Source organism: Oscillatoria nigro-viridis PCC 7112, assembly GCF_000317475.1.
GTDB classification, from domain to species: Bacteria; Cyanobacteriota; Cyanobacteriia; order Cyanobacteriales; family Microcoleaceae; genus Microcoleus; species Microcoleus nigroviridis.
The window spans coordinates 4,273,211-4,287,665 of record NC_019729.1; the positions used below are offsets into that span (position 1 = coordinate 4,273,211).

Genomic DNA, 14,455 nt, shown 5'->3' on the forward strand with positions numbered 1-14,455 from the left:
CCTCGCTGATGCCATCGCGCCAAAGCTACGGGATGCGATCGACCTTTGCCAAGCAATCTTTCAGACCATAAATCGTCCGCTCTTGTTGATCCCTCGACAGTTCCGGGAACATCGGCAAAGACAAGACTTCGCGACAAACTTGCTCAGCTTTTGGCAATTGACCTGCTTGATAGCCCAAAGATTTGTAAACAGGTTGCAGGTGCAAAGGTAACGGATAGTAAACCATCGAACCGATGCCAGTTTCCTGCAACTGAGCCCGCACCGAGTCCCGGAAATTGCCAGAGGGATTTTGCGTGTCTTCTGGACTTGTCAGCCGGATCGTGTATTGATTCCAAACTCCTTTTGCTTCCGGTAATTCTTTGGGGACGGCAACTCCGGGCACGCGGCAGAGAAATTCGCTGTAAAGTGCCGCTTTCTCCTGCCGCTGGGCGTTCCAACTGTCGAGATACCGCAATTTAATGCTGAGAATCACCGCTTGCAGGGCATCTAAACGGCTGTTGTAGCCGATTTCTTCGTAGAAATACCTAGAAGACTGTCCGTGTTCTTTGAGCATTCGCATTTCTGCTGCGAGGGCAGGATCGTTTGTCGTCACCGCGCCACCGTCACCGCAAGCGCCTAAATTTTTGGTCGGATAAAAACTGAAGCAGCCGACATGGCCGATGCTGCCGACTTTTCGAGACTGCCACTGGGCCCCGACAGACTGGGCGCAATCTTCAATTACGGCTAAATTGTGCCGAGTCGCAATTTCCATCAACCGAGTCATGTCTACCGGTTGCCCGAAGATGTGGACGGGCATAATTGCCTTGGTTTTGTCGGTAATTGCCGCTTCGAGGAGCTCGACATCCAGATTAAAAGTCCCGCTGTCAATATCGACAAATACTGGAGTCGCACCGACGGCGCTAATTGTCTCAGCCGAAGCAAAAAAGGTAAAAGGAGTGGTAATCACTTCATCGCCGGCGCCAATTTTGAGAGCTCGCAAAGCCAAAATCAGGGCATCGGTGCCGGAGTTGCAGCCAACGCACTCGGAAACGCCGATGTAGTCGGCGAACTCTCGTTCAAAACTCTTCACGACTGGGCCGCCTACGTAGCCGCCAGAGGCAAGCACTTTTTGCACCGCAGCGGTTATCTCGTCGCCAAGGAGCGCGTATTGGCGGGTTAAGTCGAGGGGGGGAACATTATTCACTCTTCACACCATAAATTTCAAGCATTATCAAAGCAAATTCTTGCAGCAAAACTGTTTCTCAGAAACCTTTATTGCAATATCTTATATTTGGACAGGCAAACAATCACATTATCGAAAGGGTGGGCCGGTGTTAATTCTGCTAGATTTTACAGATTTGGGTTGGGCTTTGGGGATGGTGGCGATCGCGATCGGGCTTTCGGCGTGGCAGGGATTGGGATTGGAGGGGGCGATCGCGATCGCCGCAGGGCGCACCCTGATCCAGCTAATCTTAGTCGGGTACGTGCTCGCAGTCATATTTGACCCGGAGGGGAAAAATCCTTGGCTGGTTTTAGCAGTTTTAGCAATCATGCTGACAACAGCTAGCATGGTTGCCAGCAACCGCATCAGCAAAAAAATCAAGAACTTACTGCCCTTAGTTTGGGGTTCAATTTTGATAAGTACGGCCTTGACTCTCGCCTATACAAACTTGCTAATTTTGCAGCCTGACCCTTGGTACGAACCGCAATACCTGATTCCTTTAGCGGGTATGATTTTGGGCAATGCTATGAACTCCGGGGCGATCGCAGGCGAAAGACTTCTCAGTACAGTTAATAGCAGCCAGTTAGAAATAGAAACCCATTTAAGTTTAGGTTCGACGCCGCAGCAAGCAGTAAAACAGTACCGCAAAGATGCGATCAAAGCTGGATTAATCCCGACATTAAACACAATGACCGTGGTAGGAATCGTAACTTTACCCGGAATGATGACAGGTCAAATGCTCAGCGGTGTCAGTCCTCTCGATGCAGCATCTTACCAGATTTTAATTATGTTTGTGTTAGCGCTGGCAACTTTAATAGCAACTCTGCTGTTGACTGAGGGATTGTCCCGGAAGTTTTTCAATCAAGATGCACAATTGATCAAATGGTAATTGGGCATGGGGCATGGGGCATGGGGCATTGATAATTGGGCATTGGGCATTGGGCATTGGGCATTGGCTCGCGCAGGGCATTAGCCCGCGCACGGCATTGGGAATATAATGTAGGTAGGAACTTGCATTTGGCACTATTTTTAGGAACAGGCAAGATGCCTGGGTGCATCTCACTTTGGCACATATATCAAATTGAAAGTTGACCGTTGAGATAAGCACAGCGAAGAGCAAGGATAGAGGAAACGTTCTCAATATTCCACCCGGCCCCCGATATTTTCACCCTTAATCCAATGCGTTTTATTGTTGATTCCACTGTTCCAGAACCAATCGAACTTATGGATTCTTCTTTGTAGTATTGGTAATTTACTATTCGGCAGCGATGGGTCTCTAAATAATTGCAAAACGTTTTAAATGCTCGATCTTTAAAGTATTTAAATAAATCTATAACTTCATCTATTTTGCCTTGCCATAACATATTTTCTGCTGATTTCAATTGTTTTATTGAACCCCCTACCTTGTAGAGATTTTCTTTGATATGATACCAATCTAAGATTTCTTGTCTTTGTTCATTGTCTCCAATTTCTTTAAATATGTTCCAAATTCCGGCATGGCCATCTCCGAGGCAATACATAGGATGTAGTAATTTTTGGCTATTAGTCCAATCAATTAAATCTTGATTATTTTGAAAAAACGCTCCCGCATAAATATTATCTAAACACACGGCTTTATAGTCTTTCCAGTAACAGCTCTCGCCCTTGGTTGCGTTGCGTAGTCTGACTTTACCGCCATCCAATGTAATTTCTTTGACTCCTTGTTGAGATGTAGGCAATTCCAATTCTTGTCTTTTGACTAATCTTTGTAATGTACTGTGAGAAATTTTGATCCCAGTAAATTTTTCCAAATCTTTTTCTGCCATTTGATAAGATTCGTTAGCACTGATTAAAAGACAGCAATTTTCCATCAGGGGACTAAATTGACTGTAAGCTTTTAAGCCAAAATATTTTGCCTGATTATCTGTAATGTCGAGCGATCCGATTATTGATTTTATTTTTCGGGGTTTTCCTGTTTGAATTCCTGATACTGCTGAAAAAAAAAGCTACCTATTTCTGGACCAACCTCTGATAACATTTTCTGACGGACTGCTTTTTCTATACTTTCAAAAGTTTTTAACTCAGTTGGCTCTGTATTTCTGTAAAGAATTTTTGCTACCGCTTTTAAGTGGGCTTTTAGTTGTTGTTGGTCTGAGGGTGTCATTTTATTTACCTCATCTTTATTTGACGATTTTACTAGCTTTTTCATTTTAACTCTTTTTTGACACATTCGCAAAAGTGAGATGCACCCCTTGCATTTGGCACTATTTTTAGGAACAGGCAAGATGCCTGGGTGCATCTCACTTTGGCACATATATCAAATTGAAAGTTGACCGTTGAGATAAGCACAGCGAAGAGCAAGGATAGAGGAAACGTTCTCAATATTCCACCCGGCCCCCGATATTTTCACCCTTAATCCAATGCGTTTTATTGTTGATTCCACTGTTCCAGAACCAATCGAACTTATGGATTCTTCTTTGTAGTATTGGTAATTTACTATTCGGCAGCGATGGGTCTCTAAATAATTGCAAAACGTTTTAAATGCTCGATCTTTAAAGTATTTAAATAAATCTATAACTTCATCTATTTTGCCTTGCCATAACATATTTTCTGCTGATTTCAATTGTTTTATTGAACCCCCTACCTTGTAGATATTTTCTTTGATATGATACCAATCTAAGATTTCTTGTCTTTGTTCATTATCTCCAATTTCTTTAAATATGTTCCAAATCCCGGCATGGCCATCTCCTATGCAATACATAGGGTGTAGTAATGGCTAGTAGTCCAATCAATTAAATCTTGATTATTTTGAAACCCACATTCCGCAGGTACGATCGCGCGCTCAAGTATTTTTAAAAGATGAACAATATTGAAGCGTCTGATATTAGAGTACAAGATCTTGACCACTGCGGACTAATTGCTGGCATTTGTGATGAGATCGGATTAGTCGAGCGCGACCTGAAATGGTCGTTTAGGAATAAAAAATAAATAAGTTGATGGTAATTGCTCAACCCCCTTGACAAGAGAACGAGATAGACATTAGATAGAGGAATGAAAAAACTCCCTGACCTAAAACAACTATCAGACGAGGCAAAAGACGCCTTGATAGTAGAGCTATGGCAGGAAATTCAAAAACTGCGTGCAGCATTATCCACTGACGCATCAAAAACAGACTCATCCCCCACCAAAACCAGCTCGAATTCCAGCACTCCACCATCGAAAGGATTCAAGCCCAACATCAAGTCGAAGCCATCGAAAATAGAATCCGTCAAAAGACAAAAAAGCATTGGCAGAACAGGAGGGGGAAGACATCTACATCCCGAACCCGACCAAATCATTATCGCTCAAATCAAAAGTTGCCCCCAGTGTTCAGAAACAATAACTGCCACAACCCAAAAATTGCAATCCGTCTATGACAAAATTGAACTACCACCAATTCGCCCGATCGTAACGCGCATTGAACGTTATGGCGGTCGCTGCCCCTGTTGTCAAACCGAGTATCTTGCCCCAGTACCTGCTGGAATGGAACCAGGTTCACCATTTGGCCGGGAGATTCAAAGCTCGCGTCACATATCTGCGCTACACTCATGCGATCGGCTACGAACGGCTGTCGGGAATCTTGTCATCCGTTTTTGGACTCAAGATCTCAGAAGGAGCGATCGCCAACCTTTTAAGTACAGTCAAAACCAGTTTAGATGAGCAAGTAAATCAAATACTACAACGTTTGCGACAGGCAAAATTAATTTGCGGGCGATGAAACCAGTGCCAGAGTAAACGGACAAAACCAATGGGAGTGGGTGTTTCAGAACCAAGATATTTGCCTGCATGTCATCCGTCCCAGTCGAGGGGCTGGAGTAATTAGTGAAGTTCTCGGGGAACATCGCCCGCAACTGTGGGTATCAGATCTTTTTAGCGCTCAAAAAAATCACCCAGCAGCACAATGGCAGGTGTGTTTAGCCCATCAACTACGGGATTGCCAATATGCGATTGATGCAGGAGACAAGATTTTTGCCCCAGCGATGAAGAGGTTATTATTAAGGGCCTTTGTCATCCATCGACGACGCGACAGGATGGACGAGACAAAGCTGGAGAGATATCGCAGCAATTTACGAGAAAGATTAACCAGAATTTTGAGTTTAGCCCCATATCAGCCGGATGGTGTCCGGTTACGAAAACGCTATGGCGAGTTGATGGATAATTTGTTTTTATTTCTGGAAGATGTGACAATTCCACCCACAAATAATTCGAGCGAACAAGCGATTCGGATGAGCGTGATATTTCGTCGCGTGACTAATTGCTTTCGTTCGGAATGGGGTAGAGATTTATTTGCAGCGGTTCGTTCAGTTGTCAATACTGGTAAAAGGCAGGGCTTAACTGCTTATCAAGCTATTCAAAAAGCCCTCTCTCTTCATGGCTCCCTTTTTTCCCCTAGTTGAGCAATTACAGTTGATGAGTTATCGGTTATAATGAAAAAAGTGTGAGATTACAAGTTTCACTCCTACAGAGCTCAACTCACAACTGATTTTTCTACTTAACTATTGTAATTTACTGTTAAATCCATGTCTTATTCTAATTCAATTGAGTCAGAAATGAAAAGGTTTTATAAATCCTTATCAGAAAAGGATAAAAGAAGGTATGCAGCTGTCGGGGTGACAAGTCGCCTATAACGCTGATAGAATAAGCCTCATAGCTCTTATGCCTTGTTGATAATTAGGTAGTTTATGTGGAGACAAAGACATTAATTCAACAACAACCTGCCAATTACTAAACATCGAATCGACCCATGATTCACCCCAGAGTCCAATATAAAAAGTGCTATGTCTAGCATATTTTCTGTGGCTTTCTGTTTTTCTGCCTAGATATTCTTGAACTTGCTTTGATTTAATATCTATCCCTTGAATGATACTCTTTAAGTATGATAGCGATAGCAAAATTAATAATTTACTCAATCGGTCGCCCGTTAAATTAGTCTTCTCTAGGTTATAGCCTCCGCCTTTAAAATCTCTAAACATTTCTTCAATTCCAAATCTTTTTGCATAAGCATCAACTGCGGCTTGTATATCTGCCAAGCTTGTCAGAATATACCAAGGCTCTTTTGTAATAAAATTTCGATATTTCCCTAGCCATTTACCTGCTAGATTAAACCCCGTAATGGGTGCAGTTTTTCTGATTGTTACTTCTTGATTGAAAAAGCTATTTCCTGGCTCTAATCCTAGCATTTTTAGTTCAGCCCATAACTCCGATTCAATCTTGATACAAACATTCTTTTTTAGTCGTAAACAGAAATCTACTTTCTTCTCCCTCAGCCAGTTGGCGAGGGTAACGCTACAAAATTCACGCTCTCCTAACACTATCAATTTATAATCTGATCAAGCGGCGAATACTGGCGTTAATACGAATTGTTGATTGTCTAATGTGCTGTTCCCTTGTTTCTCAAGCATTTTCCAATAAATAGGAATAGCTCTTTTTCGCCAAATCATGCTGACCATCAAAATATTATTGGATTGCCATTTGGTTCGGTCTATTGCTAAATATACAACCTTATTCTGTTTGACAGTACCTTTAATCCAACCAATTACCAGTGACAGCCAAATATCATCTAGAACCCATTTATCCTCTGATAAAAATCTCTGAAGTTTTTTTCTTCTACTTTCAAATTTAATGGGCATCGCTAGTTTTGTCGCTATGCTTTCTAATGTGACTTCTTTAATCGATTGCACTACTTGAATCAATAAAATTGTCAATAAGTAATTAGAACGTGTCAGCTTTTCTGACAAATGGGCATGATATAATTCTGGTATCATTTAATTGTTTTTGGGTAAGAAGCTTTCTTACCCTATCTTTTTTGAGGCGATTTGTCTAGGATTGCCTCAGAGTCTGTTTTTCAGGCAACCTGTCACCCCGTCAGGGTATGCAGCTATCGAAGCTCAAAAATTAGGATGGGGTGGAATTAGCTATGTGTTTTGCAACTTTTGGGATGCAGTCGAAACACCATCGTCAAGGGAATAGAAGATTTAGAAACAATGGACGAACAGACACTCAATAGTTCCAGGATCAGAAAGAAAGGAGGGGGAAGAAAAAGTCTTCTGTCTACTCAAATCGGCATTGATGCAGCATTTTTAGAAGTTTTAAAAAATTACACAGCCGGAGACCCAATGAATGAATTAATTAAATGGACTAATTTGACACATAAAGAAATAGCTTCTGGACTACGAGCAGCAGGTTTTACCATTAGTCTACCCTTAGTTGCCCAACTATTAAAAAAGCATGGGTATGTGAAAATAAAAGCTCAAAAAAAACAAATAATAGGAATTAATAAAAATCGGAATGCTCAATTTAAAAACCAGGGTAAGAGCATCTCAATCATGCTTGACAAAAGCACTCTTTGAATTTGCATCATATAGTCATTGTTCATCGCAGCCCGTTTGATTTTTTGTCGCAGGCTACGCTGGAGAGTGGTTTCTTGGTTGACCGCATTAAGGGCAATCCGTCTTACCAGAGCGAAGTTCTGAGGACTGTTTAACGAGCGAATCCGAGATTTATCTTCATTAAAAGTCACATCTAAACTCCAATGCACTTGGTTTTCAATGCCCCAGTGTTGGCGAATAGCACGACCATTGAGCTGGGCATCTACTGGCAAAGAACTTAGGTAAAACTGCACCTCACGAGTGGTTTTGTTCCACAGATGACGAACTCTTTCGACGATCACAATAGTGCGTAATCCTGCCCATTGTTCTTGCTTGTAAAGTCCTGCTAATTGGGCAACTGATACCGCCGGTGACTTTTCGAGTTTCGACGCGATGATGACCCTTTTCGGTTCGGGAATCATAACTCATTTCAATCCCCATGAATTCCTGAGTTTTTGCCGTCTCAAACCAGTCTTTAATACCACTTCTCCAAAAATATGCTACAATAAGACTCAAGCGCAAGGATGATTGTATGAAAGTAAATTACCCTGAAAGAATTGAGGACACTGTCAGCGAATTAAAAATAATTATGTCACAGCAACGAACTGTAACTAATAGACAAAAAGTTCAGGCACTTTATTTGTTAAAATCTGGTTTAAGCCAGAGCATTACAAATGTAGCTGAAGTTTTAGGAGTACATAGAATCACCGTACAAAGATGGTTCAAACAATATAGTGAGGGGGGTTTGTCATCATTATTAAAGCTGAGGAAATCGACTGGTAGACCCCGAACAATATCCTCAGAAATAATAGCAGGAATCTCGAGAAAAATCCAGGCCGAATCCTGCGAATTTAAGAGCTATAAAGAAATTGCCAGATGGGTAGAAGAAAACTATCAAGTATCCGTCAAATATCAAACTTTACATAAGCAAGTACGCTACCGGATGAAAGCCAAGCTAAAAGTACCAAGGCGTTTGAGTAACAAAAAAGACCCGGCGGCAGCAATCGAGTTTAAAAAAAACTAGAAAAATTGCGAAAGTAGCGTGCTGGTTAGATTCTGTCGATCCAAATCCAGCCAAAAAGGGTCTCAAATATTGGTGCCAAGATGAAACGAGAATTGGCTTAAAAACGATTGAAAGGAAAAAAATTACAGCCCGTGGAGTTAAACCAATAGGTTTAGTTCAATGGAATTTTAAAGCTTACTACTTATACGGGGCGGTTGCCCCTCAAACCGGAGAAAATTTCTGGTTGGAGTTTTCACATCTTGACGGTCAATGTTTTCAAATATTCCTAGATAACCTAGCAGCAGAATATCCGGAGCATTTAAATGTTGTGCAACTGGATAATGGTAAGTTTCATCATAGTAGTCAGCTCAAAATACCAGATAATATTTTACTGGTTTTTCAACCACCATACAGTCCCGAATTGAATCCAATCGAGAGAGTATGGCAATACATAAAACAAGAACTGAGTTGGGGGTTGTATGACAACTTAGATGAAATCAAAGAAAAAGTTCGCAGTTTTCTTGAAGAATTTTCAACTGAAACAATCGCATCTATCGCGGGATGGGATTATATTCTATCGGCCCTAGCTACTGTTGCATGATTTTGGAGAAGTGGTATAACTTGAGTGTAAAGAGTGGGATGATTGCTTTTTAGTGCCACGACATAATCGGCTTTTTTCTGACGAATCAGTCGGACTATTTCTGTTTGAGTCCCCATCGCATCAATGGTGATAATCGCCCCGGCAATGTCGAGTAGTTCTAGTAGGGCTGGAATTGCTGTGATTTCATTGGAATGGTCTTCTACTTTGACTTGCCCTCCTTACCAAACGTTGTTGGCTCGCCCAAGCTGTCACTAAATGTAAGTTTTTTAAACCTTTCTCTCGATCGTAAGAACCCCGCAAACTTTTGCCATCTATGGGAATAATTTCTTGCAAGACTGAACCCATAATTTGTTGCAACCATTGCGATAACTTCTGCTCTAAAACTTTCGGATCTAGTTTTTCAAAGACCCGGCGAAATGTATCATCGCTGGGGATGCCATTGGGTAACTCTAAAAATTCTTCACGCCCACTGTTGCTTGCTGAGTCCATAATTTTCGATGTCTTCCCACCCCGCCTGCACCGGCAATCGTAGCTAAGATGGTAATTACAAGAATGTCTTTGAGTAAGTGTTGTTTGGTTCGGTCTACTCTTGGGTCTGGTAGATCGTCAAAATAAGTTGAAGGCGCAGTAAGTCTTGTATGGAGATGGGTTGAGGCCGCTCGAGCGTCGGCGATGATTTGGGCTCATTCACAACACGATCGAATCCTTTCTCCATTGTTTTTTCCTCACCCTTCGTGACTGATATGAAGCAGTATTATAGGACGCATTTGACATCTTTAAGGGTGCGGGTCGAGCGCCTGTTGTGACTCGAGCGCCCATTGTGACTTGAGGGCCCGCTACGAGCCTCACTTACACGGCTCGGGCGAGCGTCACAATATCTTCAATGGATTCTCAAGAACCGCTATTGACTGGATACTCCTTCATATCTTGCCCTTAAAGTCAAGTACAATTTATACCAAATTAGATGAGCTTACCCTGTTCAATGTAACTGGTTTTACCCGTTTCCTTGCCGACGGCTCGATGTCGTTTGCTTGGCAGCACTGCGACGTAAGCTACCCAAAAATCGGTGTAGGCAACGGCGCATTGGCGATCTTGGTGGGGGTAAGGAATTCCACAACCCACGAGCAGCGACTTCGTTACGTGCGCCAATGTAGACACCCACAATTTCACTCTTTGTCTGCATCAAGGGCCAGCCACACCCATTGTTTATTGCCCTTGTTGTCCACGAACGACCACAGCTCGTCACATTGCATCGTTAGTCTCCCCTGGTAGTGCCAAAGATGTAATGATAGGAAAGTAGAGTTTCTTGTTGGTGTTTTCTAACCTACATTCCGCACTTCTTAACATAGTCAGAAGTGCTTTTACGGAAAACCATTATTCCAGGGCTTTTATCTGCAATTATTTCTCAATAACAATTATTGTACGGGAAATAGATAATGATTCTTTATAAAAAGCAATATAGTTTAATAATGCTGTAAGTCTTACTGAGTAAAGCTTACAGCAATTTTTGATATAATTCATCAGAATAATATTAAGAAGTGCGGAATGTGGGTTCTAATCATGCCTGCTTGCCCAACCTGTGCGTCATGCCAAACGGTCAAAAATGGTCGCATCCACAACGGTAAACAACGGTTTAAATGTCATGAATGTGGGCGACAGTTCGCCCTGGCATCCGCAGAAAAAAGTAATTGATTCAGCTTGCGCGTGAACTGATTGATCGATTGTTGCTAGAACGGATTTCCCTAGCTGGAATTGCTCGTGCCACGCAGGTGTCTGAGCAGTGGTTGCTTTCCCTACGTCAATCAGAAATATGCCCTGGTGTCTCGCAAAGTTCAGGTGGCACAAAAAAAAGGGAGACTAACGATGCAATGTGACGAGCTGTGGTCGCCCTGAACAAGACTCGCGAACCGCACACCATGTGACAGTCGGGGTGCGGAATTTGTGTTTAAGCAAAAACTCCGCCACATAAGGGTTAGAGAAAATTGTAGTCATGCAAAACATTTTCCCCCTCCGGGAAAGTTTTACCTTGTAATGGTTTCAGACCAAACTTCCCCCGTGTGTGGGGGAAGTTCCGATTAGAGAAGAGAATCCCAGGCATCGAGCTATTTTCTCAGGCAGTGACCCGCCAAATATCTTCGCCACCGCAGCGTTTAACAACCGAGTTCGGGATGGGTTCGGAGTGGTGCCACTGCGTCATAGACACCTAGAAAAGCTGTAAGGGTGAAAAGCCCTGAAGACTGCACAGAAATAGGTCATCAATCACCATGAGTCAATAGAGGTCAAGCCCTCGGTCTATTAGTACGCCTCAGCTTCATCCCTCTCAGGACTTCCACTTAACGCCTATCAACGGGTGTTCTGCCCGTGACCTTACTGGATAACTCCATGAGAAGACTCATCTTGAGGTGGGCTTCCCACTTAGATGCTTTCAGCGGTTATCCACTCCGCACTTGGCTACCCTGCGTTTACCGTTGGCACGATAACAGGTACACCAGCGGTGCGTCCCTCCCGGTCCTCTCGTACTAGGGAGGAATCCTCTCAATCTTCTTGCGCCTGCACCGGATATGGACCGAACTGTCTCACGACGTTCTGAACCCAGCTCACGTACCGCTTTAATCGGCGAACAGCCGAACCCTTGGGACGTACTTCCGCCCCAGGTTGCGATGAGCCGACATCGAGGTGCCAAACCTCCCCGTCGATGTGGACTCTTGGGGGAGATCAGCCTGTTATCCCTAGAGTAACTTTTATCCGTTGAGCGACGGCCCTTCCATGCGGCACCGTCGGATCACTAAGACCGTGTTTCCACCCTGCTCGACTTGTAGGTCTTGCAGTCAAGCTCCCTTATGCCTTTGCACTCTTGGGCTGATTTCCAACCAGCCTGAGGGAACCTTTGCGCGCCTCCGTTACCTTTTAGGAGGCGACCGCCCCAGTCAAACTACCCCCCTGAAACTGTCTCCTTCCCGGATGACGGGTAAGGGTTAGAATTCTAGCCTCGCTAAAGTGGTATCTCACCGTTGGCTCGATTCTGCCCGCAAGCAGAACTTCACAGCCTCCCACCTATCCTGCGTAAGCGAAGCCCGAACACAATTCCAGGCTATAGTAAAGCTTCATAGGGTCTTTCTGTCCAGGTGCAGGTAGTCCGTATCTTCACAGACAATTCTATTTCGCCGAGTCTCTCTCCGAGACAGCTCCCAGATCGTTACGCCTTTCGTGCGGGTCGGAACTTACCCGACAAGGAATTTCGCTACCTTAGGACCGTTATAGTTACGGCCGCCGTTCACCGGGGCTTCAGTCGCTAGCTTCGGTTACCCTAACCAACTTCCTTAACCTTCCGGCACTGGGCAGGCGTCAGCCCCCATACGTCGTCTTGCGACTTTGCGGAGACCTGTGTTTTTGGTAAACAGTCGCCTGGGACTCTTCACTGTGACCTACTTGCGTAGGTACCCCTTCTCCCGAAGTTACGGGGCCATTTTGCCGAGTTCCTTAGAGAGAGTTATCTCGCGCCCCTTGGTATACTCTACCTCCCTACCTGTGTCGGTTTCGGGTACAGGCTGACATTGTTTACGGTGTTTAGAGCTTTTCTGGGAAGCCTGACATCTACCACTTCCCTCCCGTAGGAGGTCGTACTCGTACCTCAGCTCAAGACGTTTTCTCCGTCTCTCAACACCTCGAATACTTGAACCGGTAACCAACATCCGGCTGGCGATTGCCTTCTCCGTCCCTCTGCACCAACAATGTCAGGTACGGGAATATTGACCCGTTATCCATCGACTACGCACTTCTGCCTCGCCTTAGGACCTGACTCACCCTCCGCGGACGAGCCTGGCGGAGGAACCCTTAGGGTTTCGGGGTGTAGGATTCTCACCTACATTTGCGCTACTCAAGCCGACATTCTCACTTCCGCACAGTCCACACCTGCTTGTCGCTAGTGCTTCACACCGTTGCGGAACGCTCCCCTACCAATACATGACTTTAAAATCATTTATTCCACAGCTTCGGTAGACTGCTTAGCCCCGTTCATTTTCGGCGCAGGAGCGCTAGACCAGTGAGCTATTACGCACTCTTTTAAGGGTGGCTGCTTCTAGGCAAACCTCCTGGTTGTCACTGCACTCCCACCTCCTTTATCACTTAGCAGTCATTTGGGGACCTTAGCTGGTGGTCTGGGCTGTTTCCCTCTTGACGATGAAGCTTATCCCCCACCGTCTGACTGGCCGAGTACCAGTTTAGTATTCAGAGTTTGCCTCGATTTGGTACCGCTCTCGCAGCCCGCACCGAAACAGTGCTTTACCCCTAAACTTCATCTCGACCGCTGTGCCTCAACACATTTCGGGGAGAACCAGCTAGCTCCGGGTTCGATTGGCATTTCACCCCTAACCACACCTCATCCGCTGATTTTTCAACATCAGTCGGTTCGGACCTCCACTTGGTGTTACCCAAGCTTCATCCTGGACATGGTTAGATCACCCGGGTTCGGGTCTATAAACAGTGACCTGTGCTTTCACACGGGCGCTCTTGTCAAACTCGCTTTCGCTTTGGCTGCAACCCATAGGGTCTTAACCTGCCACTGCCTATAACTCGCCGGCTCATGCTTCAACAGGCACGCGGTCAGACGTTAAATCGTCCTCCCACTGCTTGTAAGCTAACGGTTTCATGTTCTATTTCACTCCCCTTCCGGGGTTCTTTTCACCTTTCCCTCGCGGTACTGGTTCACTATCGGTCACACAGTAGTATTTAGCCTTACGAGATGGTCCTCGCTGATTCACACGGGATTTCACGGGCCCCGTGCTACTCGGGATACAGTCACGCTCTTTTCTACTTTCGACTACAGGACTTTCACCTTCTCTGGTGCAGCTTTCAACTGCTTTGTCTAGCTTGAAGATACGTTAGTTGACTGTCCCACGACCCCAGAAGTAAAAACCTCTGGTTTAGGCTGTTTCCCGTTCGCTCACCACTACTTGGGAAATCGCTATTGCTTTCTCTTCCTCCAGCTACTAAGATGTTTCAATTCGCTGGGTTCGCTGCTCTCAGTCTATGTATTCAACTGATGCTTACTGGGTTGCCCCATTCGGACATCTCCGGCTCAATGCTTGCTTCCAGCTCCCCGGAGCTTATCGTCGGTCGCCACGTCCTTCTTCGCCTCTGTGTGCCTAGGTATCCACCGTTAGCCCTTTGTAACTTGACCACTTGATTTTTTCATGGTGATCGCTTGTCAGATGCTCTTGTTAGATGCTCCGATTTCTCGGATGACTTACAAGTCGCTGACCAGC

14 protein-coding genes, 2 rRNA genes and 2 pseudogenes are annotated in these 14,455 nt (G+C 44.6%); 7 read left to right on the forward strand and 11 right to left on the reverse strand.

The features are described from left to right. Positions 1 to 25: 25 nt before the first annotated feature. The gene (locus OSC7112_RS17960) at positions 26 to 1,183 is read right to left on the reverse strand and encodes a DegT/DnrJ/EryC1/StrS family aminotransferase (RefSeq protein WP_015177244.1); all 1,158 of its coding nucleotides are present in this window, start codon (positions 1,181 to 1,183) and stop codon (positions 26 to 28) included. A 127-nt stretch (positions 1,184 to 1,310) separates the two neighbouring features. Between OSC7112_RS17960 and OSC7112_RS17965 the strand changes: the two genes are divergently transcribed. Then, a complete protein-coding gene (locus OSC7112_RS17965; RefSeq protein WP_015177245.1) occupies positions 1,311 to 2,090 on the forward strand; it encodes an ABC transporter permease in 780 nt (259 codons plus the stop codon). 187 nt (positions 2,091 to 2,277) lie between these two features. Here the strand turns inward: OSC7112_RS17965 and OSC7112_RS17970 are convergent. The 3 genes and pseudogenes from OSC7112_RS17970 to OSC7112_RS41090 all read right to left on the reverse strand — a co-directional run bounded on the left by OSC7112_RS17970 (position 2,278) and on the right by OSC7112_RS41090 (position 4,467). After that, positions 2,278 to 3,344 (reverse strand): ISKra4 family transposase gene (locus tag OSC7112_RS17970; RefSeq protein WP_150111675.1). Its coding sequence is split into 2 segments (ribosomal slippage): positions 2,278 to 3,176 and positions 3,176 to 3,344, totalling 1,068 coding nucleotides; the frame shifts between segments, so codons are not numbered across the junction. A gap of 153 nt (positions 3,345 to 3,497) precedes the next feature. After that, positions 3,498 to 3,994 (reverse strand): annotated as a pseudogene (locus tag OSC7112_RS17980) (ISKra4 family transposase); the annotation flags it as partial. 314 nt (positions 3,995 to 4,308) lie between these two features. Next, positions 4,309 to 4,467 carry a hypothetical protein gene (locus OSC7112_RS41090; protein ID WP_223300636.1) on the reverse strand — a complete coding sequence of 53 codons (159 nt, stop codon included), beginning with the start codon at positions 4,465 to 4,467 and terminating at the stop codon, positions 4,309 to 4,311. 179 nt (positions 4,468 to 4,646) lie between these two features. Between OSC7112_RS41090 and OSC7112_RS41820 the strand changes: the two genes are divergently transcribed. Together OSC7112_RS41820 and OSC7112_RS39885 are read left to right on the forward strand one after the other, a co-directional pair. Beyond that, positions 4,647 to 4,937 carry an IS66 family transposase gene (locus tag OSC7112_RS41820; protein ID WP_051041465.1) on the forward strand — a complete coding sequence of 97 codons (291 nt, stop codon included), beginning with the start codon at positions 4,647 to 4,649 and terminating at the stop codon, positions 4,935 to 4,937. A 40-nt stretch (positions 4,938 to 4,977) separates the two neighbouring features. Continuing rightward, a complete protein-coding gene (locus OSC7112_RS39885) occupies positions 4,978 to 5,616 on the forward strand; it encodes an IS66 family transposase (RefSeq protein ID WP_051041466.1) in 639 nt (212 codons plus the stop codon). Between the two features lie 225 nt (positions 5,617 to 5,841). Here the strand turns inward: OSC7112_RS39885 and OSC7112_RS41095 are convergent, their stop codons facing one another. After that, entirely contained in the window at positions 5,842 to 6,537 is a 696-nt protein-coding gene (locus OSC7112_RS41095; protein ID WP_263053530.1) for an IS4 family transposase, read from the reverse strand. A gap of 12 nt (positions 6,538 to 6,549) precedes the next feature. Further along, entirely contained in the window at positions 6,550 to 6,984 is a 435-nt protein-coding gene (locus OSC7112_RS41100) for a hypothetical protein (RefSeq protein WP_223300638.1), read from the reverse strand. Between the two features lie 219 nt (positions 6,985 to 7,203). Between OSC7112_RS41100 and OSC7112_RS35885 the strand changes: the two genes are divergently transcribed. Further along, a complete protein-coding gene (locus OSC7112_RS35885) occupies positions 7,204 to 7,569 on the forward strand; it encodes an ISAzo13-like element transposase-related protein (protein ID WP_150111554.1) in 366 nt (121 codons plus the stop codon). Here the strand turns inward: OSC7112_RS35885 and OSC7112_RS38320 are convergent. Next, complete coding sequence (locus OSC7112_RS38320) at positions 7,512 to 8,009, reverse strand: ISAs1 family transposase (RefSeq protein WP_051041522.1); 498 nt, start codon at positions 8,007 to 8,009, stop codon at positions 7,512 to 7,514. The genes OSC7112_RS35885 and OSC7112_RS38320 overlap by 58 nt on opposite strands. Before the next feature lie 110 nt (positions 8,010 to 8,119). Here OSC7112_RS38320 and OSC7112_RS18005 point away from each other — a divergent pair, with 110 nt between their 5' ends. Continuing rightward, the gene (locus OSC7112_RS18005; RefSeq protein ID WP_041622603.1) at positions 8,120 to 8,611 is read left to right on the forward strand and encodes a helix-turn-helix domain-containing protein; all 492 of its coding nucleotides are present in this window, start codon (positions 8,120 to 8,122) and stop codon (positions 8,609 to 8,611) included. A 4-nt stretch (positions 8,612 to 8,615) separates the two neighbouring features. Then, positions 8,616 to 9,191, forward strand: a complete 576-nt coding sequence (locus tag OSC7112_RS18010; protein WP_051041523.1) for an IS630 family transposase — start codon at positions 8,616 to 8,618, stop codon at positions 9,189 to 9,191. 17 nt (positions 9,192 to 9,208) lie between these two features. Here the strand turns inward: OSC7112_RS18010 and OSC7112_RS41105 are convergent. Together OSC7112_RS41105 and OSC7112_RS42625 are read right to left on the reverse strand one after the other, a co-directional pair. Then, positions 9,209 to 9,868, reverse strand: a pseudogene (locus tag OSC7112_RS41105) (ISAs1 family transposase); the annotation flags it as partial. A gap of 283 nt (positions 9,869 to 10,151) precedes the next feature. Further along, entirely contained in the window at positions 10,152 to 10,349 is a 198-nt protein-coding gene (locus OSC7112_RS42625; protein ID WP_397317731.1) for a hypothetical protein, read from the reverse strand. 402 nt (positions 10,350 to 10,751) lie between these two features. Between OSC7112_RS42625 and OSC7112_RS42415 the strand changes: the two genes are divergently transcribed. Then, positions 10,752 to 10,883 carry an IS1/IS1595 family N-terminal zinc-binding domain-containing protein gene (locus tag OSC7112_RS42415; protein ID WP_223300889.1) on the forward strand — a complete coding sequence of 44 codons (132 nt, stop codon included), beginning with the start codon at positions 10,752 to 10,754 and terminating at the stop codon, positions 10,881 to 10,883. Between the two features lie 397 nt (positions 10,884 to 11,280). Here the strand turns inward: OSC7112_RS42415 and rrf are convergent. Together rrf and OSC7112_RS18030 are read right to left on the reverse strand one after the other, a co-directional pair. Next, a 5S ribosomal RNA gene (gene rrf / locus OSC7112_RS18025) occupies positions 11,281 to 11,398 on the reverse strand. A 68-nt stretch (positions 11,399 to 11,466) separates the two neighbouring features. Next, a 23S ribosomal RNA gene (locus OSC7112_RS18030) occupies positions 11,467 to 14,370 on the reverse strand. Positions 14,371 to 14,455 lie beyond the last annotated feature (85 nt).

Coding starts and splice junctions, on each gene's coding strand:
- OSC7112_RS38320 (WP_051041522.1), bottom strand. CDS start 8,009: ATGATTCCCGAACCGAAAAGGGTCATCATCGCGTCGAAACTCGAAAAG.
- OSC7112_RS42415 (WP_223300889.1), top strand. CDS start 10,752: ATGCCTGCTTGCCCAACCTGTGCGTCATGCCAAACGGTCAAAAATGGT.
- OSC7112_RS18005 (WP_041622603.1), top strand. CDS start 8,120: ATGAAAGTAAATTACCCTGAAAGAATTGAGGACACTGTCAGCGAATTA.
- OSC7112_RS35885 (WP_150111554.1), top strand. CDS start 7,204: ATGGACGAACAGACACTCAATAGTTCCAGGATCAGAAAGAAAGGAGGG.
- OSC7112_RS41100 (WP_223300638.1), bottom strand. CDS start 6,984: ATGATACCAGAATTATATCATGCCCATTTGTCAGAAAAGCTGACACGT.
- OSC7112_RS41820 (WP_051041465.1), top strand. CDS start 4,647: ATGGCGGTCGCTGCCCCTGTTGTCAAACCGAGTATCTTGCCCCAGTAC.
- OSC7112_RS41090 (WP_223300636.1), bottom strand. CDS start 4,467: ATGCTTTTTTGTCTTTTGACGGATTCTATTTTCGATGGCTTCGACTTG.